The sequence below is a fragment of the Exiguobacterium sp. KKBO11 genome, assembly GCF_001644945.1.
GTDB classification, from domain to species: Bacteria; Bacillota; Bacilli; order Exiguobacteriales; family Exiguobacteriaceae; genus Exiguobacterium_A; species Exiguobacterium_A abrahamii.
In genome coordinates this window covers 21,128-42,117 of the sequence record NZ_LUCU01000055.1, presented here as the reverse complement: position 1 = coordinate 42,117, position 20,990 = coordinate 21,128, and the positions used below count along the sequence as shown (strand labels likewise).

Below are 20,990 nucleotides of genomic sequence, written 5' to 3'. Positions count from 1 at the left end.
GAGGCTCTTTTTTTGTTAAGATAGAACAAGAGTACAAGGGGGGAATAGAATGGATGCATTAGATGTCATCGTTCATCCCGAAGAGATAGAGGCGTGGTTTCAACCGATCGTAGGCGCTGCCCCTTTTAAGGTGGAAGGGTATGAAATCCAGTCCCATTTTCGTGGTGAACCGTTAAAACCATTTTTTCAGGAAGACGATGTTCCAATCGAGTATCAACTCGAAGTCATGGGGCATGTCGTCCGTCAAGCATTCCAAAAAGTACCCTCCGATGCACAAGCGTTTATTCTGATCCGTTGCCGTCCAGCTTGGCTGTTTGAAAACGGTGGGGAGGACTTCTTGCATGTCTTACGGACGGTCGACTCGTCGTTTCCAAAAGAGCGGATGTACGTTACTTTGACGGATGTCCAAGTCGATGATTTTGACCGTCTGGGTCGGATCGTCGCGTATTACCAGAACTCTGGACTGAAGGTAGCGCTGGACCGTGCGGAAGCAACGAGTCTTGAACGTGTCTTTTCGATGTCACCGGATATGTTGATCGTCGATTTATCCTCCATGATTGAAAAAAAGACCGTCTCAGCGTCGTATCCACATCTCTTACAGACGATGGAGCATCTTTGCGACCAGCTTGGAGCGCCACTTTTGTATAAGAACATCAGTCATCTCGGTCAACTTCGGTATGCGTGGCAGCACGGAGGACGTTACTACATGGGGAATCTACTTGGAGAAGCATCACCTGAATGGGTCATGACCTGTCCTGGTATGGAAGTGTTGATTCATGAAGTCCCGATGTTCTATAAATATGATCGCGAGCAGATGAATCGCTTGTTTCAGCTAGAGCAAGACTGGACGGTTCGATTTAATGAAGATTGTCAGTCCTTGAAGCCGGAGCAAGATCTCGATCAATGGTTGCTGACGCTCGCCCGGAAGATGGAGCCGGAATTCATCCGGTTTTATATCACGGATGCGAATGGATTCCAACAATCTTCAAACGTCAGTAAAAAGAGTGGGGAGTGGAAACTGTATTCCTTCTACAAAGGATACAACTGGAGTTTCCGTCCTTACTTCATCCGGACGACGGTAGCGATGGAACGACGACATAGTGGATATTTGTCCGAACGGTACGTCGACTTCAGCTCGAGTGAACAAACGCGGACATTTAGTATGCCGCTCAGTAATGGGATGTTCTTATTTGCGGATATCTCTGCAGATTATCTATATCAAGAACGATTGAGTGAATGAGGAGGAAATGAAAGTGTTAGATTATGATTACGAGGCATTACGAGAAATTGGACGAATCGTCGCCATGGCACGCGATGAGATGGCGGATGCCGTCAAACCGGGAATCACGACGAAGGAACTCGATGACATCGGAGCACGCATCCTGAAGGAACAGGGAGCAGAGTCTGCTCCAATCGTCATGTACGATTTCCCAGGAGCGACATGTATCAGTGTCAACGATATCGCAGCACACGGTATCCCAGGGAAGTATGTCATTCAAGAAGGTGATATCGTCAATGTCGATGTCTCGGCTGTGAAGAACGGTTACTACTCGGACACAGGGAAGACGGTCATCGCAGGAGAAGCAAAACGTCCGGAAGATGTCCGACTCGTTGAAGTGTCATTGACGGCGCTTGAGAAAGGACTTGAAAAAGTCAAAGCCGGAACGAAGGTCAACCAGATCGGAAAAGCAATCTATGCTGAAACACGTAAGAGTGGTTTCACGGTCATCCGTAACTTAGCGGGACATGGTCTCGGTAAGACACTTCATGGTGAGCCAGAATCCATCTCGAACTACTTCAATCGTGAAGAGAATGATTTGTTGAAGGAAGGCCAAGTCATCGCTGTCGAGACGTTCATTTCAACAGGAGATGAGTTCTGTATCGAAGATGAGCGGGACGGTTGGACGTTATACACACCGAACCGGAGCCTCGTCTCACAATTCGAGCACACGGTCGTCGTCTTGAAGGACGGGTATGAGATTTTGACGAAAGTCGAAGGCAAAGAATCGTTCTAAGAAAAGCTCATATAGTAAAACACGAGAAGGGGGCTGACTCAAAAGTCAGTTTCCACAAAGGTAAGGGTGGCAGAATGATAATCTGCCACCCTTATTTCATAACAAAAAGAATGACGCGTTTCACGCAACTCCTACAGGAAAAAGCGCATCTTTGCGCTGTCAGAGACAAACAAGCTAGCTTTCCTGCTTGAATAAGGCAGGAAAGCTGGCTTGTGTCTCGACTGAGGAAAGGGCGTGAAAAGACGCGTCATTCTTTTTTGAGTCAGCCTTCTTTTTCGTCGTAGTGCTCCTATTATAAGGATATCCGGGACGTTGCCAATTTGTTTAACTGTGACTCGGATACGGCTGGAGCGGAATAACGAATGTGTCCGTGTTCGACATGATACGGGGTCTCAAGCAAATCTTCTTCGAAATAATCGGCAGTACTTGCCATATCGATCGGATAAGCGAGTCCAGGCAGTGTTGCAAAAGCAAGGGTCTGACGACGCCCGATACCGCTCTCGAACATCCCACCGAGCCAGTAGGGTGCTTTTGTTCGAAGGGACAAAGCGTTCGTCAGTCCACCGACGCGTGCCGGCTTGATGTTCAGAATCTGACCAGCGTGGAGCGTCTTCATCAACTCGGCATCTGCTGGAGCGACGATGGATTCATCCAGACAAATCGGTGTCTGTAAGAGTCTAGCGAGACGTTGATGTCCGGACCAATCCGACGCTGCGAGCGGCTGTTCCATCATAACGAGACCGAATGAATCCCACTGTTGTAATAGAGGAAAGTCTGCTTCAGTAAAGCTGCCGTTGGCGTCAAACATCAAGGGCGCATCAGGGAAAGCGGCACGTACTTGCTCAAGAACGACGGTATCCGTCGGAGCGAGCTTCAGCTTGATCCGTCCATACCCGGAGGCAATCGCTTGTCCGACGGCTTCGACGGTCTGTGCTGCGGAAGCCCGTCCGAGTGCTTTCCCGCAAGGTACGAGAGATGATTCATCACCTCCGAGATACGTGGCAAGCGATTGACCGGTAGCTGCTGCGAATAATTCATAGATCGCTCCTTCGAACATCGCCTTTGCCATCGGATTACCTTGCACGATGTGGAAGCGATCCGTAACGTCTGCTGGATGATGGAGCGGTTGTTCAAGTAATCGATACAGCAGCGGAGCGATTCCTTGAAGAGAGTGCTGCGTTTCCGATGTATACCACGGTGTATCAAACGCGACACCTTCCCCGTAACCGATTCGTCCTTCCGAATCAGTCAGACGCAAAATCGTTGTCCGACGTACTGTCAGCGTCGAGAGGGCGGTTTGCATCGGATGACGAAAGACGAGCGGAACATCGAACAGTTCGGCAGACCGGAGAGTGATACTCATAATGACTCCTTCAGTTGCTTCCGCAATAGTTTACCATTTGCATTGCGTGGCAGCGCGCTATGATAGATATAATCAACCGGACATTTATATTTAGCGAGCAATTGACTGATTTCCGTTCGGACGATGACTTCATCGAGTGTGCTGACGATGAAGGCGACCGGAACCTGTCCCCATTTAGCATCAAATCGTCCGACGACACCTGCTTCTTGAATTCCATCAATCGAGAGAAGTGCTGATTCGACTTCAGCTGGATAAATGTTTTCCCCACCTGAGATGATGAGGTCGCTTCGACGATCGAGGACGTAGAGGTATCCATCGGCGTCCAAGCGTCCTAAGTCACCAGTCTTGAAAAAACCGTCTGCCGTAAACGCTTCTGCCGTTTTCTCTTCCTCATGAAAATAGCCTTTCATGATCGTCGGTCCTTTGACTTCGATTTCTTGATGACGTGTAATGCGAATTTGTGTCGGATGAATCGCTTGTCCGGCCGATCCAATCTTTCGTAAGGCATCCTCAGGCAAGAGGGTTGCGATTTGAGAAGCCGTTTCTGTCATCCCGTATGTCTGCATGACCGGGATATTGCGGTCGAGTGCACGCGTCAGAATCGGTAATGGTACAGGACCGCCTCCTGTCAGTACGACGCGAAGCGCGTGGCGACGTAGCCCGGCTTCGAGCAGTCGATCAAGCATGACCGAGACGAGTGAGACGTGGGTGATCTTTTCCGTCGTAATCCAGTGCAAGGCGCGTTCTGGTGAAAAATGTGGCTCAAGAATGATCGGTACTCCATAGATGACTGCCCGATAGACGACAGCTAATCCACTCATATGGAACAGCGGCGTGACGATCAAAAAACGATCCTCTGGCAGTGATCCGATATGACGCGCGGCGTTCGTCGCACTCGAAAAATGATTCAACATCGTTTGTTCGACGGCTTTCGGATGTCCGGTCGTACCACTCGTAAAGAGCATCGATTGGACGTATTGCTTGGGCATATGGCGTATTAAGAGGTCAGGTGCTTCTTTTTCATAAGAGAAAGCCACGCACCGGATCCTTGTATCAAGTGTCCGGTCCGTCACGATGAGCCGTACATCTGCCTGCTTGAATTGACGTAATACTTCCGTTTGCGTCAAACGTGTGTTGATCGGGACGACGGTCAGTTCGAGCAATTGAGCTGCGTGAAGTGCGACGATGTAGCGCGCACTCGATGGACCGTACAGGGCGATCCGGTCTCCGCGTGTCACGATCGTCGCCCAAGTACTCGCTAAGCGATGCGCGCGTGCATATAGTTCGGACCACGACCAACGCTCTGTTTCCGTAATGAGTGCGATGTCATCCGGCTGTTCTTTTGCCCGTGTATAGATCCAAGGATACAAAATAGTCACTTCCTTTTGAGATGAATATACGAAAAAGGTTCAATGTCGTAAGACGATTGAACCTTTTTTTCATTATGGGAAACGCGGGAACTGTCCGAAGTCCGGGTTGCGTTTTTCTTTGAACGCATCGCGTCCTTCTTTTGCTTCGTCCGTTGTGTAGTACAACAACGTTGCATCTCCTGCGAGTTGCTGAATCCCTGCAAGACCATCTGAATCAGCATTGAATGCCGCTTTAAGGAAACGAAGAGCCGTTGGTGAATGTTGAAGGATTTCAGCACACCATTGAATCGTTTCTTGCTCGAGATCTGCGAGTGGAACGACCGTGTTGACGAGTCCCATATCAAGTGCTTGCTGTGCGTCATATTGACGGCAGAGGTACCAGATTTCACGCGCTTTCTTGTGTCCAACAACGCGTGCGAGGTAACCAGAGCCATATCCAGCATCGAATGAACCAACTTTTGGACCAGTTTGTCCGAAGCGGGCGTTGTCTGCAGCGATCGTCAAGTCACACACGAGGTGAAGGACGTGTCCGCCGCCAATCGCATAACCTGCGACCATAGCGATGACTGGTTTTGGGATGACACGAATCAAACGTTGAAGATCAAGAACGTTCAAGCGTGGAATTTCATCGTCACCGACATATCCACCATGTCCACGTACCTTTTGATCTCCGCCAGAACAGAATGCGAGATCGCCTTCACCTGTTAAGATGATGACGCCGACATTTTGATCGTCACGTGCACGTGAAAATGCGTCGATGAGTTCGTGGACCGTGTGTGGTCGGAACGCATTGCGAACTTCAGGACGGTTGATCGTGATTTTCGCGATCCCGTTCCATTGTTCATATTTGATGTCTTCATAGCTGCGGGCTGATACCCATTCCGGAGCATATTTCATGTGAATTCCCCCAATATGTTAGTAATGAATAAGTAGATTCTCTACCATTGTAACAAACTTTTGCGGTTGGTCGATATGTGGGGCGTGCGAAGCGTGCAAAATCACGTGAATTTTTTCAGGTGATGCCGCTCGTGAAGCGATGGCACGGAATTTTTCATCCTCTGCCCCGACGATCCAATCAATCTCTTTCGGAAGGCATGACCATAGGGATGGCATGCTTCCTGTACCTTGTGCACGTAACGAAGCACTCAGACCTTCCACCGTTTGGGACAGGCGCTCCTGACGCAGTCGCGTACGTTGCGATTCCGGGAGAAGGGCTTGGGGTTTAAATAGTCCAAGTGTCTCCCAGTGATCGATGAAAGCTTCGAGTCCGCCTTTTTCGAGTCGCTCCGCAAGCAATCGATCCGATGTACGACGTACTTTTCGCTCGATTGCCGTCTCGATACCCGGTGTCGTACTAACAGCGATCGTCCGAGCGATTTGCTCAGAGACGACGCTCAGCATTAAAGCGATTCGTCCACCCATCGAATATCCGAGGACGATCCATGGCTCGGATCGCATAGCGAGCAGTGCCTCGAGATCCTTGACCTGTTGCGTCAAACGCATTCGTTGCTCAGACGCCGGTGTCGTTTTTCCATGTCCCATCAAATCGAGGCGATAGACGGTGAAGTGAGTCGATAAATGCTCACTTAGCATGTCCCACGTCGAGAGGGAGCCTGTAAAACCATGAAGCAATAGGAGCGGTGGACCCGATCCCTCGATTTTCACATGATACGTATGCCCACGCAAAATCATTGGAACACCTCGGCTAACGCATGATGCGTCACGTCCCAGATCGAACGGTGCATCTGTACGTTTTCTGTTCGTGTCGTCTTGACTTCAAGAATCCGAGTGACGTTCGTCTCTTCCGCAAGTGCTTGACGTAACGCGGCAATGGAATCGATCGCCTGATAGGTTACACCGTATCCGGAAGCGAGAGAAGCGAAGTCGAGATGCTGAGGTGTACCGAAGAGTGGTTCGAATACCTCTTGCTCAAGTCGTTGTTGCGGTAAAAAGCTAAAGATACCACCACCTGCATTGTTGACGAGAATGATCGTTAACGGAAGCGTCCGTGCTGTCATCAGACCGTTGATATCATGAATGAACGCCAAGTCACCGACGAGTAAGTAGCGATGTGTGGCATCAAACGTTGCTCCTAGAGCGCTTGAGAGAATGCCGTCAATTCCGTTCGCTCCTCGGTTCGCGAGTAGACGAAGGGATGTTCCTGTCGGTAGGAACGTATCGACATCCCGGATTGGCATACTGTTCGAAACAAAGAGACTTCCGTCCTGTAACGTCGCCAATGCACGGACGACGTTATATTCCGTCATCTCCTCTTGATCGATTGTCGCAAAAGCAGCGGCGACGCGTCGCTCCGCCTGTTGCAACAGTGTCAGATACGCAGGGTCGTGCGGAACAGATTCATGATGCGCGAGTTGTCGCGCGTGACCAATTACGAAATCCGAATGAAGCTGTGGATCGCGCCAGTTTCCTGGATGACCGACGACCGTCGTCGGAATCTCCCGAGACCAAAGCAGATAAGGTTTTGACGTCGGCATAGCACCGAAACGAATGATTCGGTCTGGTCGGACGTGCTGAGCGGTAGCGGGATGTTTGAGCCATGTATCGTAATAGGCAAAAACGTGAGCATCATGCGATTGTCGTCCTTGACTGAGTGGATCCGCCAACACCGGAATCCCTGCTTGTTTCGCATACGAGATGACAACCTGACTGTCCGCCGCAGTAAGTTGTGGTCCAAGCACAAAAAGAAGACGCTCTTCTTGAAGTGCGGTCGCTAAAGCGTTGTTTACGCCCGGTGTCGGTTCAGGTAAAACACCGACCGGACGCCCTGTCCGTAAGAGATCGAGTTCCGGCACGAGCGGTTCACGTAACGGAACATTGATTTGAACCGGGCCAGCTGGTTCCGTCAGAGAGAGTAGGGTTGCACGTTGTGCAACATGAGCGACGTAAGGAAGGCTCGCTTCTTCTGCTAACGGAAGATCAAACGCATGCCGAACCTGCTTCCCGTACAGACCAACCTGATCAATAGCTTGTGGCGCACCGACATTCCGTAATTCATGTGGTCGATCGGCGGTCAAGACGATCAGCGGAAGTTCAAAAATATTCGCTTCGGTCACTGCTGAATAATAGTTCGTTGCAGCGGTACCGCTTGTACAAATCAACGCAACGGGACGAACGCGTTCTTCCGTCCGTGTTAGACCTAAAGCAAAAAAACTAGCCGACCGTTCGTCAACAAGGACGTGGGTACGGCTAGAAGGATGCAGAAAAGCAGCAATGGCAAGTGGTGTCGAACGGGAACCGGGACTGATGACGAAGTCCCGGACACCAGAAGCGACGAGCGTATCAATTAACGTGTGCATCCACTTAGTCAACATAAATATCATCCTTTTCAATCGAACCGATGTGTCCAAGTGCTTGTACCATCGGTGATAGTTTAGTTTCCGTCTCTGCCAGTTCACTATCGAGATGAGAGCCTTCGACGAGACCGCAACCGGCGTAAAGAATGACCGCCCGTTCTGTAAACAATCCAGATCGAATGGCAACGATGAATTCCCCGTCATCCTGTCCGTTCATCCAACCAACAGGTGAACCGTACCATCCTCGTTCGAACGTCTCAATTTCTTGGATAGCATCGACTGCTAACTGCTTGGGTTCGCCTCCAAGCGCAGGTGTCGGATGCAGTTTTTCGATTAATTGGAATAACGTCACATCTTCTTTTAAATGAGCTGTGATCGGTGTATAAAGATGTTGAATATGGCGATTCTTCAAGAGAATCGGCGTATCCGGACAATCCAGTTCCTCTGAAAAAACAGATAATGTCCGTTCGATCGAATCCGCGACGATTCCGTGCTCCACCCGATTCTTTTGATCTTGTAATAACGATTGACCGAGTGCTTCGTCCATCTCATCCGTTGCGTGGCGTGGTGCAGAACCAGCGACGGCTGCCGTTTCAAGACGACGTCCACGTTTTAAGACGAGTCGTTCCGGTGTAGCGCCGATAAAGGCTTCTTCCGGATTTGGTTGGAAACAGAAGACGTAGCTGCCGGGCTGCGTATCTTCGAGTTCAGCGACGACAGCGGCTACGTCGAGTGGACGATCCAGCTCATAGACGACTTCGCGCGCCAGGACGATTTTTTCAAGTGTCGTCTCCAAGTAGTGCATAGCTTGATGGAACGAAGCTTCAAAGGCTTCATTCCCATCTCGCGATAGTCGTAAGCGCGTGACGCCTGCCGCAGTCGATGGTTGCGGTTGATTGACTTTGGCGAAATCGAGTGAGAGTTCATTTAAGATAGAATCGACTTGATCCATTGGCTCGACGCGAGCAAAAATCGTCACACGTGTCTTGCCATCTTGTTCTAGAAATAAAAACTTCGGAATCGTCATCGAAGCGTCTCCGAAGGAAGACCAACGATAATCCGGTTGTTTAAGTTCGGTAAACGAAAATCCGCTGAACGCAAATAAATCATGACCGACATGATCGCGATTCAAGTTTGCCCATTGCGATTGAATTCGTAAAAAACGATCCGTTCCTGAAGCCTGAAGTTGTTGTACGATGCCAAACCCGATGGCCCGCATCGAGCGATCAGGTGTCGCGAAATAAAATCGTTCCTCGATACCCTGTTCGAGGGAACGCATGTCAGTTGCTTCGATTTCCCATGAATACGAAGCGAGTATAGGTCGTTGTGAGGCGTTCGCCTGACTGACGGCCTGTTCGATACACTGTTTTAGCTCTTGTTGAGCGTAAGCCATACCGCTCATTGCCCCCTAGTCTGTAGATACTGTGATATGTTTCACTTAATCTAAGTGTAAACTTTTTGCGGACAAAAAAGAAGGAATAAGCTATCTTGGATTGAACATTGACAGCAAAAAACGAAACCCGATACACTTAGACAGGAAAGGGGTTATTATATGAATAAATCAATCGCTGTCTATTGGCGAATGACACGACCGCATACACTGACAGCAAGTTTTGTTCCGGTCGTCGTCGGTACGGCAGTTGTCGCACCACGCGTGGAATCGATACGCTTGGATTTGTTCGTGGCGATGTTGATCGCATCGATGTTGATTCAAATCGCAACGAATCTGTTCAATGAATACTACGATTACAAACGTGGTTTAGATACGGAGGAGTCGGTCGGAATCGGTGGATCGATCGTTCGTGACGGATTCAAGCCGGGGACGATTCTAGCGTTCGCACTTACATTGTATGGCATCTCGGCATTACTCGGTGTGTATCTGTGCATCGAGACATCGTGGTGGTTACTTGTCGTAGGACTCATTTCGATGTTCGTCGGATATATCTATACAGGAGGACCGTTTCCGATTGCCTATACACCGTTTGGAGAAGTCGTTGCAGGCTTTTTCATGGGGTATATCATCATCGCGATTTCGGCGTACTTGCAAATTGGTTATGTTCCGACAGAAGCCGTTGCGATTTCGGTACCAGTCGCCATCTTGATTGGTTCAATCCTACTTGCGAATAACATTCGGGACTTGGATAATGATAAGGTCAACGGACGAAAAACGATTGCCTGTCTCGTCGGACATCGCCGTGCCGTGTACGTCTTGATCGGATTTTTTGCGGCAGCTGTCCTGTCTCTCATTATTGCTGTACTCGCATTCGAAGTCTCATGGTTTGCGTTACTCGCGTTATTGAGTATTCCGCTCATGATCAAAGCGGTCCGTCTCTTCTGGGAAGACTTGCCACCGGAAAAGCTGATGCCTGGCATGGCACAGACCGGTAAAGTGAACACGATTTTCGGACTCTTACTCGCAATCAGTCTCGTGATCGCGAATATCTAATCTTTAATCAAAGCAGCAGGCGATCCGCTTGCTGCTTTTTTAACGTGAAGATAGCGAACAGTTAGAAAAAAAGTACTTCGGTTGTCACTGATTTAAAATTTTACTATAATTGAAGCAATGTGCCTGAAAGATCAAACAAGGTCGGAAATCAGGAAATATGGTTAGAGGTGGAACTGAAATGAATAAAATCGCGGTAATCGGAAAAGTATTCGTCGACATAAAAGGAACTTCGTTCGCTCCTTTGCATAAGGATGCGAAAAACGTAGGAGACATCACGTTTTCAAATGGAGGAACAGGACGCAACGTAGCACAAAATCTAGCCGTCCTCGGGAATGAAGTTCGCTTTATCTCGACGGTTACGAATGATCAGATTGGCGTGGGAGTGCTCGATGAGCTGAAATCTTACGGTGCAAATGTGGATCATGTCGAAATGTTAGAAGATCATGGAATGGGCATGTGGCTAGCTGTCATGGATAACGAAGGTGATTTGCAAACATCGATCTCGAAACAACCGGATGCGAAGTTGCTCGAAGAGGCGATTTTACGTCAATCGGTCTATGCACTCGATGGAGTCGATGCCGTTGCAATCGATCTTGATTTGTCCGTTACGGTCTTAGAACGTTTGATTCATTTATGTCGCAAAATGGAGTTGCCGTTGTTTGGTGTTTGTGGTCACTTGAGCGTCATCGAACGAAATCGTCATCTGCTACAAGGGTTCACTGGATTCATTTGTAGCCGAGAAGAGGCGGAAATTCTGTCTGATCTGTCGATCGTGACGGTTGAAGATGCGATTCATGTAGCAAATGAGCTAGCGAAAAAAGGTGCTCCATTCACGGTCGTGACGATGAGTGAACTCGGGGCGGTCTACGTTGATCGTCGTACAGCGACATCAGGTCACGTCGGAACGAAAAAAGTGAAGGTCGTTGACTCAACGGGAGCAGGCGACTCATTCTTCTCTGCTGTCTTGTCTGAATTGACACAAGAGAGACCGGCAGAAGAAGCCTTGAAGCTTGGCATGAAGGTTGCAGCGGAAGTCATCGCTTCGACAGAAAACGGACTCGTTCCTGAAATGCTGGATGCTCTTCGATAAGTAGAAATGATAAAAGGGGAGGTGGCGTCATGCCGATTCAACGAAGTGCAATCATTTTACGAAACGAACAGGATGAAATTGCGTTGATCCGACGGGATAAACCGAACGAAACGTATTATGTCTTTCCAGGCGGTGGGAAAGATAACGGAGAATCGTTAGAAGAAACAGCGATTCGTGAAGCACATGAAGAACTTGGAATCGATGTGGAGTTGACCGGTATTGCCGCCATCGTCCGTTTTAATGGATTCGACAATCCTTATTTTTGGGCGAAAACAATTGGGGGTCGCTTTGGCACGGGTACGGGTGAAGAGTTCGAAGAGGAAGGATCGGGTTATACACCGGTCTGGATCAAGCGTTCGGAGCTACCTTCGTTACCGATTCGTCCACCGTCACTTGCCAAACAGCTGGCAGAAATGACAGAACCATTCTATGGATTGATCCTTTCTGAAAACGAATGAGGTTTTAGTTGAAATAAAATGGGAAAAGTATATTAAAACAATGAGGTGGTCTTCGACTGCCTCTTTTTCATGAAGGAGAGATGACGATGGCGCATTCACGCGATCCAAAAGGGCTTGCCCTGAACTTAAAGCAACGAATGTCCGATCATAACATCACGGATTATGCAGGGACACTCGCTTATTACTGGTTTTTATCCATTTTCCCAGGTATCATTTTCGTCATTTCCGTCTTATCTTTCTTTGACATCGATCGTCAGACGCTCGAATCACAAATTCGCGACTTAGCGCCAGGTGGAGCCGTCAACACATTCACCGATACGATTTTCCAAGCTATCAAGGAACCACAAGGTGGATTGTTATCGATCGGTGCGATTCTTGCCGTCTGGTCCGCCTCAAAAGGAGTCGATCGTTTGATCACGACGGCGAACCATGCCTATGGAGACTTCTCTCCCCGTGGTTTTGTCGCAGCACGTGGGATTGCCTTGTTGCTCACAATCGTGCTCGGAATCGGGATGTTGTTGCTGATCGTCTTGAATGTTCTCGGTGGTCCGATCATCACGTATCTTGCCAATTTCGTCCTGCCGATCGATATGGGGCAAAAAATCCTACTGACGGTCTTACGGTATGTCGTGTCGACGATTCTATTGATTGGTATCCTGTCGATTTTTTACCGCGTCGCACCAAAGCGCCCGATTACATTCAAAGAAGCAATTCCAGGAGCCGTTTTTGGTGTCATCGTCTGGCAATTATTATCGGTTGGATTCGGATTTTACGTCTCGAACTTCTCGAATTACAATCAAACGTACGGTTCGCTCGGTAGTGTCGTCATCTTGTTATTATGGCTCTACTTCACAGGGCTGATCATCTTACTCGGTTCTGAATTGAACGCATCATGGGAACGATTCATGAAAAAAGCGGATCCAAAGAAGATGGAAGAGAAACGCTTGAAGGAACAAGCTGAACTTGATGCGATTCCGACGAATACGTTCGGATGAAGATACGAAAAAACGTCTGACTGCCTTCCGGCAATCAGACGTTTTTTCGTGTTAAGCAGCTAATCGTTTTTCAGATGAACGCTGTGGAAGACTTGGTAAAGCATCCTGTTGAAGAAGGCGTAAACCGTTCAGGATGACGAGAATCGTTGATCCTTCGTGTCCAACGACAGCGAACGGCATGATCAAGAATTGTGACAAGTTCGATACGATCAATAAGAGAATGACACCGATCGCAAGCGTGATGTTTTGTTTGACGATCCGGTTCATCTTCCGGGCTTTATGCACAGCATAGGCAAGACGACCTAAATCATTTTTCATCAAGACGACGTCAGCGGTCTCAAGCGCAGCGTCCGTTCCTTCACCCATCGCAATCCCGACATGTGCTAATGCAAGGGCTGGGGCATCGTTAATGCCGTCACCGACCATCGCGACGGTCCGACCTTCTGTTTGGTATTGTTTGATGTAGCGGACTTTATCTTCCGGTAGGCACTCAGCGACGAAATCCGTTAATCCTGCTTCACGCGAAATAGCAGCTGCCGTGACCGGATTATCACCAGTTAACATGATCGTTGCGATGCCGAGATCATTTAAGGCAGCAATCGCTGTTTTGGCTTCCGGACGAATCGTATCACGTAACGCATAAAGCGCTACGATCTGTGCTCCATTGCTGACATAAACGATCGTATGCCCTTGCTCTTTCAATGACTGTTCGATCGCGACGAATGGATCGTCTAAACCATCATGGAACGCCCGTTTACCGATACGATACGTGACACCATCGACAGTTGCTTCAATCCCGTATCCTGTCACATCTTTAAACGTTGATGGTTCGCGGACATCGGTTTTTAAGTGATCGACGATTGCTTGTGCGAGTGGATGGTTCGACTGCGCTTCGATGGAAGCGACCGCTTGTTGGACTGTTCGGACGTCCATGCCTTCCGCGTAACGACTTTCAGTGACGACGGGTTTCCCTGTTGTCAGTGTTCCCGTTTTATCGAAGACGATCGTATCGACTTGACCGAGCGTCTCAATGTGGGCGCCTCCTTTAAAAAGAACGCCATTTTTCGCAGATGCGGCAATTGCAGATAAGGCAGCAGGTGTAATCGACGCAACAAGGGCACAAGGTGAGGCGACGACGAGAAGAATCATCGCGCGGTAAATACTTGTCTCAAATGTCCAGCCAACGACGTAATGAGGGAGGACCATCATTAGTGCAACGACGAGGAGGACGATTTTGACATAACGGCTTTCGAAACGTTCGATGAACTGAGCAGATGGAGACTGTTCACTTTGTGCGTTTTGGACCATATGAATGATTTTTTGGAACAACGATTCGTCAGCAGCTTTCGTCATCTCAATCGTCAAGACACCATTCATGTTGACAGTCGAGTTATAAACGGTATCACCTGTTTGTTTTTCAACCGGAATCGATTCTCCTGTAATCGATGCTTCTTCGATCGCGGCTTGACCGCGTACGATGACACCATCAACCGGAATCCGTTCCCCAGGACGAACATAGACGAGGTTACCAATCGCTAATTGTTCGATTCCGACGACTTCGAGTTGACCGTTTGTATTCAGACGTGTTGCTTCCTCTGGTTGTAAGGACATCAAGCTTTGCAAGGCACGTTCGTTCTTATTCATCGTGTATGTCTCAAGGGCACCGGATAACGCAAAGATGAAGATGAGGATCGCACCTTCCATCCAGTAGCCGATAGCAGCAGCACCGATAGCTGCTAAAATCATCAACAATTCAACATTCAACGTTTTTTCTTGATACGTCTCCGTCAATCCTTCCTTTGCTTTCGCATATCCTCCGATTACATAAGCCGATAAGTACAATGTGACATATACGGCAGATGCCGCATTGAATTTTTCAAGTCCGTAAGCAACTAAAATCAATATTCCGCTAAACAATGCTAGAATCAATTCGTGATGCTCATCCCAAGCATGACGGAATACGGAACGCTGTTGAACATCGGTAGTAGTGGAAGTCGTCATATTAAAACTCCTTTCAAAATGTAAATGAGAAATGAAATCATTATAGAAAGAGAATGAGAATGTGATATATCAATGAGTTTAACTGATTGATAATGAGTTTCATTGTCTCTAGATTATAATTATTATTATCTGTAGAATTACTATACCATGCTTCAGTGAAAAGGAACAGGAAAGGAACTAGAAAGATGCAAAAAATTTTAACCCATCGGATTGGACTCGTCGTCTTTGCGTTAATGACGACTTTTTTGTGGGGCAGTGCATTTCCCTTCATTAAAAAAAGTTATGACTTATTACAGATCACATCTTCGGAATACGGAGAGCAATTGCTGTTTGCAAGCTATCGTTTCTTTTTAGCAGGTGTGTTATTACTTGTCGTCAGTGTCTTCGTCTTCAAACAGACGATTACACTGAAGGAGCGGACCTATGCCTATAGTCGTCTCGGCTTCTTTTTGACGTTCTTGCAGTATGTCTTCTTCTATATTGGTCTCTCCTTATCGACGGGAGTGCAAGGATCAATCATCGCTGGATCGACCTCATTCTTCCAGATGTTACTTGCTCATTTTCGATACGAAGACGATCGACTGAATCGATTTAAAGGACTCGCCTTATTCCTTGGATTCACAGGTGTCATCTTGGCCAACTGGCCGCAAGGTGGACAAGGTGTCTCGTTCGGTATAGGGGAAGGGCTGTTGATTGCGGCAATGGTTTCCGGGGCGTTCGGTAACTTGATCGCGAAAGAATACTCAGCACGTTATCCGGTGGCGCCGATGACAGGATGGGCGATGGTCATTGGATCAATCGGTCTCTTTATCGCAGGAGTCATTCTCGATGGTCATGTCGCACCGTTTACCTTTTCAACGACAAGTGCTTGGATGCTCGTGTATCTTGCCTTCTTATCAGCGACTGGATTTACGCTTTGGAACTTACTAATGAAATATAATCCAGTCAGTAAAGTGTCGTTGTTCATGTTCTTCGTACCGATCTATGGTGTCAGTTTATCGGCCTTGATTCTCGGCGAGACGATTCCACCGCAAGCGTTGCTTGGGTTACTCTTCGTCGTCAGTGGTATTTTAGTCTCGACGTACCTTCCTGTATGGTTTCAAAAGCGAGGTTGACGAAGATTCAGAATCGTGCAAAAATAGTTTCAATCAAAGTAACTCCCAATCGTTCGTTGCTCAAGCCGACCCGTTCGGCTTTTTTCTGTACGGTCAAGTGAAGACCGATTCGGCCTTGTCTGAAAGGCTAGTGCGACTATAAAACGGAAGGAGATGAAAACGAATGGAACGGAATGAGATCGTTCGAAAGATCATTGCCACTCGTCGTCCACGTGATGAGTTTGCCCGGTTCGTCGTAACGTGCGTCAGTCAGCAGTTGAAGGAAACCCATGGAGATGTGGATGTGGAAATCATCGAGGCGGAGAGAGGTTACGATTCAGTGTGGTCAATCAACGGTCGAGAGGTCGTCGTGCTGCTCGAGACAGAAGAGCTGAAGCGTGCAAAAGAACAGCCGTATGCGATCGACGATAAGCTCTGGCGGAGTTTTCGGCAAGAAGGAATCGTGAAATAAAACAAAGGATCTTGCGCATCATTAGCGCAAGATCCTTTGTTTTAGATCCGGGATGATTCGTGACGTTTCGCATATCGTAAGAGAAACGCAAGTGTCGCTAGAACCAGAACGAATAGACTGAAATAAAGCATAGCTGGAAGCAGAACGAACAAGCTGCCAGCAATCGGTCCAAGGATCGAACCAAGACTAAAGGCAATCCCTGCAAGCAAGTTGCCCGTCGGAAGAAGGTGTCGCGGTAACTGTTCCGTCATATAGGCGACACCGAGCGAGTACGTCGAGCCAAGTGCCATCCCGCTAATAGCAAAAATCGCGAATAACCAACCGTATCGTTCGAAGACGAAGCAAGCGATAAGGAAAGCAACGGAGCCAATCGAAAGAACGGTTACTAACGTCCGACGTTTTCCGAAGTGATCAGCAAGTCGTCCAAGTGGAAGTTGCATGATCAACGAGCTGACGACGAATGTCGTGATCAAGGTACTCGTCTCAGATAGACCGTACCCGTTACGCGTCGCAAAAACGGGAAAACTGGCATTCAGTGTGGCTTCGAGAAAACCATATGTAAAGCCAGGAAGTAACGTGAACCAAGCAGTTGATAGGACAAGTTTATACCGTGAGGCGGCGCTTTGCAGCTCCTCCGGCATGACGGAGGACGGTTTTTCGTTCGGCATACGCGATAACAAGATCAGGACGATGACAGTCAATGTACCAGTCAACACGAATGGTAGCCAGTTGATGACATCGACGAGAGGTGCCGCAAGAGGACCGAGAGCAAAACCGAGACCGAATGCCATCCCGTATAGTGACATCGTTCGTCCTAACCGTTCATTTGGGGTAATGGACGTCACCCAAACCTGTGATCCATAGTGTAACGTCTGATCACCAAATCCGACTAGGAACCGTAAAATCATCCAAGCAATGACGCTTGGAAGGAGTGGAAATAAGAAAACCGCCACTGCAACAAGAGCGAGTCCAAACGAGATGACCGGAATATAACCACGTCGTCGTAGTGGACCTTCCATGAGAGGGGCGGCGACGATGACACCGATATAGAGAACGGCAGCGCTGAGACCGTTGATGAAAGCGGGGGTTCCTTGGCGTTCAAGTAAAATGGATAACAGTGGAATCAGCAGACCTTGCGTGAATCCGGAAATGAAGACGATCGATAAGATAAGAGCAAAACGACGTGACACAAGTAACGACGACCTTTCTTTTTTCTTTTAGCATAACACGCCCCGGTCTATGAAACGGGAGACCGGGGCGTGCTTCATTTATTTTCTTGTTCAAAACGTGTCGGACGCGGCATATGCAGAAGATGTTCGTCCCAGTCTGTCTGGTCGAATACTTCATCATGTTCGATGCTGTGTGAAGCGCGAATACCAACCATCATGACGAACAAGACCATACTGAACGTACCGATGATTGCGACAATACCTACGAGCCATTCCATCCCGGTCACCCCTTTTAGAAAAACAGAATGTGTCTACTTTGTGACATTTTTCCCGGGATGCCATCGTTCAAAACCTTTTTTTTAGTTTTAAAGCCGGCTGGACTGTTTTGTGAAATCAATCTCAGGGTAATATGCGTTTTTCACAAGCGCGTTCGGTCCAAGGCATTGCACCGCAGGGCAGTGACATGACAAGCTTTTATTCAGTTCTGTCTCTTGCCACTCAGCATAAGCATCATTGAAGGATGTCTCATGAATCGTACCTAGCGAAGCAAGTTCGTCACCGAAATCCGTCACGATGATCTCGCCATCAAAGATGTTGACGTTGAGACGGGAACGTCCATCAGGGTCATTGCGAACAGAGACGTTTTTCTCTTGACGCAAGCGACGATGAAGTTCTAAATCCGCCTCTTCCATCGAACAAGCATAGAAGGGGAGTGTTCCGAATAACATCCAGACGTTCGGATCCCGGACGTCAAGCAAACGATGGATCCCGTCGCGAATTTCGGGCAAGCTAGCTGCTTCGATCATCGACGCGAAGTCAGCGGGGTACATCGGATGCACCTCGTGGCGGACACACCCCATGTCGACGATTTCCTTATGAATCGCTTCAAGGTGTGGTAATGTCCGTTTATTGATCATCGTCTCTGCAGAAACGATGACACCACGTGCATTTAGAACACGGGCATTCTCTTTCATCGTCTCGAAAAGCTTCGTCCGTGCTTCACGTGACGGTTTTCGTTCCATCATCGCAAAGCCACCATCGATGAAATCATCAGCTGTTCCCCAGTTATGTGAGATGTGCAAGATATCTAGATAAGGAATGATTAATTCGTAGCGAGATAACGGAAGTGTTAAATTTGAGTTGATTTGGGTTTTAGCACCACGTTCGTGGGCATACTTAAGTAAAGGGACGACATATTCCTTGATGGACTTCATTGAAAGCATCGGTTCGCCGCCGGTGATTGAGAAGGCACGCAGATGTTCGATTTCATCCAGACGTTGAATAAGTAGCTCGACTGGAATCTCGGGTGACTCGCTACTGGATAACATGTAACCGACGGCGCAATGTTCGCAGCGCATGTTACACAGTTTTGTTGTCGTGACTTCAATGTTCGTCAAACGGACCGTGCCGTATTGTTCAATGTCGCGATAAGCTTCCCACGGATCGTTCGCAATCGTGATGGGTGATGAATGTGACATAGATACTCCTCCTTTTTAGTGCTCCACTTCGTATCGTATGCTAAAATAACGTCGGAATCCAGCGGAAGAAAGGAAGTCTGAATAATGGGAAAAGCAAGAACTGATAAACTTGGTCAAATGAATGTGCTAAAATCAAGAATGCAGCTTCTCTGTCATACAATCGATTCACTCGATGAATCATCAGATATCGAAGATTTGGAACGACTAATCGTATCACTGGATCAACTCAAGGCGAAGGTCGTTCGATATGCGAAGGATATGAAAGAACAAGAAGAAACGAAAAAAGCGGTAGATTGAGACCGCTTTTTCATTTGCGTAAAGAGAAAGGATGAAATCAATGGCAACAAAAATCAAATTACAGACGGGTGAGGTCCGTTCGGTCACTTGTTTACGAATGGGAATCAACGGTGAAGGGATCGCAACACTTGAACGACAAATCGTCTTCATCCCAGGTCTACTCGTCGGTGAGACGGCACAGATCGAGATCACGGAAATTCATGCGAACTATGCGAATGCAAAAATCTTAAAGCGTGACGATCGTTCACCAGACCGTGTTACTCCACTTTGTCCGGTCTATAGTGTCTGTGGGGGCTGTCAATTACAACACATGAGTTACGATGGACAATTGCGTTATAAGGAAGAAATGCTTCGCAACGCTTTCTTGAAATCAACGAAGTTGAATGTCGAAAAAGCCGATATCCGCCCGACGATCGGTTCGAAGGAGTGGGGATACCGCAACAAGTCGCAATTCGTCGTCGGTAAACAAGGCAATGAAATCGTTAGCGGTCTCTATTCTGCGAATTCGAATCGTTTGGTCGCGATCGATGATTGTGTCGTCCAAAATAAGGATACGCTTCGCGTCAACCAAGCTGTCACGAAATTACTCAATGACTATAAAGTACCCGTTTACCATGCATCAAAACAAGACGGTGTCATGCGCCATATCGTCGTCCGGACAGGAATCAAAACGGGCGAAATTCAAGTCGTGCTCGTTGCCTTTAAAGACGGCTTCCGTGATCTAGAGGGCTTATCGCGCGATATCATGGACATTCCAGGTGTCGTCTCGGTTGCACTGAACATCAATGATAAGTTGACATCACGTGTCTTCGGAGAAGAGACGGAAGTCTTGCGTGGCGTTGAACGGATCGAGGAAGAGATGGGGGAATTCACGTATCAATTGTCTCCGCGTGCCTTCTTCCAATTGAATCCGGAACAAGCAGAGCGGATGTATGAAGAAATTGCGCGTGCTGCTGCTTTGACAGGCGAAGAACGTGTCGTTGATGCATACGCAGGTGTTGGTTCAATCGGACTTTGGATCGCTAAAGGAGCAAAAGAAGTCCGCGGCATGGAAATCATTGAAGAAGCTGTCGAAGATGCCAATGCGCACATGAAGCAATACGGATTCGACCATGCCCACTACGTCGTCGGTAAGGCAGAAGCCTGGATTCCGCGTTGGGTAAAGGAAGGCTGGATTCCAGATGTCTTCATCGTCGACCCACCACGCTCAGGTTGCGATACACAATTGTTGAACGCGATGATCTCGTCTAAAGCGAAAAAAATCATCTATGTCTCGTGTAACCCGCAGACGCTTGCGCGCGATTGCGATCACTTGATGAAAGCGGGATACAAGGTATCGTACATTCAACCGTACGATATGTTCCCACAAACAGCGCACGTCGAAGCGATCGTCGTGCTCGAAAAAAAGAAAAAGAAAAAGTTCTAAGT

The 20,990-nt window shown here is 48.1% G+C and carries 19 protein-coding genes and 1 pseudogene; 10 read left to right on the top strand and 10 right to left on the bottom strand.

The genetic code is table 11. The features are described 5' to 3' along the window. Positions 1-49: 49 nt before the first annotated feature. Together AYO36_RS14295 and map are read left to right on the top strand one after the other, a co-directional pair. Positions 50-1,240 (top strand): EAL-associated domain-containing protein, encoded by a 1,191-nt coding sequence (locus AYO36_RS14295; protein ID WP_023467278.1) that lies wholly within the window; start codon positions 50-52, stop codon positions 1,238-1,240. Between the two features lie 13 nt (positions 1,241-1,253). Beyond that, on the top strand, positions 1,254-2,015 hold the full coding sequence (gene map, locus AYO36_RS14290) for a type I methionyl aminopeptidase (protein WP_023467279.1): 762 nt from the start codon (positions 1,254-1,256) through the stop codon (positions 2,013-2,015). 292 nt (positions 2,016-2,307) lie between these two features. Here map and menC read toward each other — a convergent pair whose 3' ends face one another. The 6 genes from menC to AYO36_RS14260 all read right to left on the bottom strand — a co-directional run bounded on the left by menC (position 2,308) and on the right by AYO36_RS14260 (position 9,455). Next, positions 2,308-3,378, bottom strand: coding sequence for an o-succinylbenzoate synthase (gene menC / locus AYO36_RS14285; protein ID WP_064300801.1), 1,071 nt, complete (start codon positions 3,376-3,378; stop codon positions 2,308-2,310). After that, on the bottom strand, positions 3,375-4,757 hold the full coding sequence (gene menE, locus AYO36_RS14280; RefSeq protein WP_231884725.1) for an o-succinylbenzoate--CoA ligase: 1,383 nt from the start codon (positions 4,755-4,757) through the stop codon (positions 3,375-3,377). Before menE ends, menC begins: the two co-directional genes overlap by 4 nt. Before the next feature lie 63 nt (positions 4,758-4,820). After that, complete coding sequence (gene menB / locus AYO36_RS14275; protein ID WP_023469886.1) at positions 4,821-5,645, bottom strand: 1,4-dihydroxy-2-naphthoyl-CoA synthase; 825 nt, start codon at positions 5,643-5,645, stop codon at positions 4,821-4,823. Between the two features lie 18 nt (positions 5,646-5,663). Continuing rightward, positions 5,664-6,440, bottom strand: coding sequence for a 2-succinyl-6-hydroxy-2,4-cyclohexadiene-1-carboxylate synthase (menH, locus tag AYO36_RS14270; RefSeq protein WP_064300799.1), 777 nt, complete (start codon positions 6,438-6,440; stop codon positions 5,664-5,666). Continuing rightward, entirely contained in the window at positions 6,437-8,080 is a 1,644-nt protein-coding gene (gene menD / locus AYO36_RS14265; protein WP_082874256.1) for a 2-succinyl-5-enolpyruvyl-6-hydroxy-3-cyclohexene-1-carboxylic-acid synthase, read from the bottom strand. Before menD ends, menH begins: the two co-directional genes overlap by 4 nt. Beyond that, positions 8,070-9,455, bottom strand: a complete 1,386-nt coding sequence (locus AYO36_RS14260) for an isochorismate synthase (RefSeq protein WP_064300797.1) — start codon at positions 9,453-9,455, stop codon at positions 8,070-8,072. Before AYO36_RS14260 ends, menD begins: the two co-directional genes overlap by 11 nt. A gap of 159 nt (positions 9,456-9,614) precedes the next feature. On the opposite strand from AYO36_RS14260, the gene AYO36_RS14255 reads away from it, so the two are divergent. The 4 genes from AYO36_RS14255 to AYO36_RS14240 all read left to right on the top strand — a co-directional run bounded on the left by AYO36_RS14255 (position 9,615) and on the right by AYO36_RS14240 (position 13,051). Next, positions 9,615-10,508: a 1,4-dihydroxy-2-naphthoate polyprenyltransferase gene (locus AYO36_RS14255; RefSeq protein ID WP_064300796.1), complete on the top strand. Its 894-nt coding sequence runs from the start codon at positions 9,615-9,617 to the stop codon at positions 10,506-10,508. Between the two features lie 178 nt (positions 10,509-10,686). Continuing rightward, positions 10,687-11,598: a guanosine-inosine kinase gene (locus AYO36_RS14250; protein ID WP_058704971.1), complete on the top strand. Its 912-nt coding sequence runs from the start codon at positions 10,687-10,689 to the stop codon at positions 11,596-11,598. Positions 11,599-11,627: 29 nt separating this feature from the next. Continuing rightward, positions 11,628-12,056, top strand: coding sequence for an NUDIX hydrolase (locus AYO36_RS14245; RefSeq protein WP_064300795.1), 429 nt, complete (start codon positions 11,628-11,630; stop codon positions 12,054-12,056). A gap of 86 nt (positions 12,057-12,142) precedes the next feature. Further along, positions 12,143-13,051, top strand: a complete 909-nt coding sequence (locus tag AYO36_RS14240) for a YihY/virulence factor BrkB family protein (RefSeq protein ID WP_023467287.1) — start codon at positions 12,143-12,145, stop codon at positions 13,049-13,051. 51 nt (positions 13,052-13,102) lie between these two features. On the opposite strand, the gene AYO36_RS14235 is transcribed toward AYO36_RS14240, so the two are convergent. After that, positions 13,103-15,052, bottom strand: a complete 1,950-nt coding sequence (locus AYO36_RS14235) for a heavy metal translocating P-type ATPase (RefSeq protein WP_064300794.1) — start codon at positions 15,050-15,052, stop codon at positions 13,103-13,105. A gap of 185 nt (positions 15,053-15,237) precedes the next feature. Between AYO36_RS14235 and AYO36_RS14230 the strand changes: the two genes are divergently transcribed. Then, entirely contained in the window at positions 15,238-16,167 is a 930-nt protein-coding gene (locus AYO36_RS14230) for a DMT family transporter (protein WP_064300793.1), read from the top strand. A gap of 163 nt (positions 16,168-16,330) precedes the next feature. Continuing rightward, complete coding sequence (locus tag AYO36_RS14225; RefSeq protein ID WP_023467290.1) at positions 16,331-16,618, top strand: hypothetical protein; 288 nt, start codon at positions 16,331-16,333, stop codon at positions 16,616-16,618. 41 nt (positions 16,619-16,659) lie between these two features. On the opposite strand, the pseudogene AYO36_RS14220 reads toward AYO36_RS14225, so the two are convergent. The 3 genes and pseudogenes from AYO36_RS14220 to yfkAB form a co-directional block, all read right to left on the bottom strand. Beyond that, positions 16,660-17,814: pseudogene (locus AYO36_RS14220) on the bottom strand (MFS transporter); the annotation flags it as partial. A gap of 68 nt (positions 17,815-17,882) precedes the next feature. Further along, positions 17,883-18,065, bottom strand: coding sequence for a hypothetical protein (locus tag AYO36_RS14215; RefSeq protein WP_023467292.1), 183 nt, complete (start codon positions 18,063-18,065; stop codon positions 17,883-17,885). Between the two features lie 87 nt (positions 18,066-18,152). Then, a complete protein-coding gene (yfkAB, locus tag AYO36_RS14210) occupies positions 18,153-19,265 on the bottom strand; it encodes a radical SAM/CxCxxxxC motif protein YfkAB (protein ID WP_064300792.1) in 1,113 nt (370 codons plus the stop codon). Between the two features lie 84 nt (positions 19,266-19,349). Between yfkAB and AYO36_RS14205 the strand changes: the two genes are divergently transcribed. Then, the gene (locus AYO36_RS14205; protein ID WP_023467294.1) at positions 19,350-19,562 is read left to right on the top strand and encodes an SE1561 family protein; all 213 of its coding nucleotides are present in this window, start codon (positions 19,350-19,352) and stop codon (positions 19,560-19,562) included. Between the two features lie 40 nt (positions 19,563-19,602). Next, the gene (gene rlmD / locus AYO36_RS14200; RefSeq protein ID WP_035398768.1) at positions 19,603-20,988 is read left to right on the top strand and encodes a 23S rRNA (uracil(1939)-C(5))-methyltransferase RlmD; all 1,386 of its coding nucleotides are present in this window, start codon (positions 19,603-19,605) and stop codon (positions 20,986-20,988) included. The last annotated feature ends 2 nt before the right edge of the window (positions 20,989-20,990 follow it).

Bases quoted from the DNA above. Each gene is read 5' to 3' on its own strand.
- AYO36_RS14295 (WP_023467278.1), top strand. From the start codon at position 50: ATGGATGCATTAGATGTCATCGTTCATCCCGAAGAGATAGAGGCGTGG.
- menC (WP_064300801.1), bottom strand. From the start codon at position 3,378: ATGAGTATCACTCTCCGGTCTGCCGAACTGTTCGATGTTCCGCTCGTC.
- menB (WP_023469886.1), bottom strand. From the start codon at position 5,645: ATGAAATATGCTCCGGAATGGGTATCAGCCCGCAGCTATGAAGACATC.
- menH (WP_064300799.1), bottom strand. From the start codon at position 6,440: ATGATTTTGCGTGGGCATACGTATCATGTGAAAATCGAGGGATCGGGT.
- menD (WP_082874256.1), bottom strand. From the start codon at position 8,080: ATGTTGACTAAGTGGATGCACACGTTAATTGATACGCTCGTCGCTTCT.
- AYO36_RS14260 (WP_064300797.1), bottom strand. From the start codon at position 9,455: ATGGCTTACGCTCAACAAGAGCTAAAACAGTGTATCGAACAGGCCGTC.
- AYO36_RS14255 (WP_064300796.1), top strand. From the start codon at position 9,615: ATGAATAAATCAATCGCTGTCTATTGGCGAATGACACGACCGCATACA.
- AYO36_RS14250 (WP_058704971.1), top strand. From the start codon at position 10,687: ATGAATAAAATCGCGGTAATCGGAAAAGTATTCGTCGACATAAAAGGA.
- AYO36_RS14245 (WP_064300795.1), top strand. From the start codon at position 11,628: ATGCCGATTCAACGAAGTGCAATCATTTTACGAAACGAACAGGATGAA.
- AYO36_RS14240 (WP_023467287.1), top strand. From the start codon at position 12,143: ATGGCGCATTCACGCGATCCAAAAGGGCTTGCCCTGAACTTAAAGCAA.
- AYO36_RS14235 (WP_064300794.1), bottom strand. From the start codon at position 15,052: ATGACGACTTCCACTACTACCGATGTTCAACAGCGTTCCGTATTCCGT.
- AYO36_RS14230 (WP_064300793.1), top strand. From the start codon at position 15,238: ATGCAAAAAATTTTAACCCATCGGATTGGACTCGTCGTCTTTGCGTTA.
- AYO36_RS14225 (WP_023467290.1), top strand. From the start codon at position 16,331: ATGGAACGGAATGAGATCGTTCGAAAGATCATTGCCACTCGTCGTCCA.
- AYO36_RS14215 (WP_023467292.1), bottom strand. From the start codon at position 18,065: ATGGAATGGCTCGTAGGTATTGTCGCAATCATCGGTACGTTCAGTATG.
- yfkAB (WP_064300792.1), bottom strand. From the start codon at position 19,265: ATGTCACATTCATCACCCATCACGATTGCGAACGATCCGTGGGAAGCT.
- AYO36_RS14205 (WP_023467294.1), top strand. From the start codon at position 19,350: ATGGGAAAAGCAAGAACTGATAAACTTGGTCAAATGAATGTGCTAAAA.
- rlmD (WP_035398768.1), top strand. From the start codon at position 19,603: ATGGCAACAAAAATCAAATTACAGACGGGTGAGGTCCGTTCGGTCACT.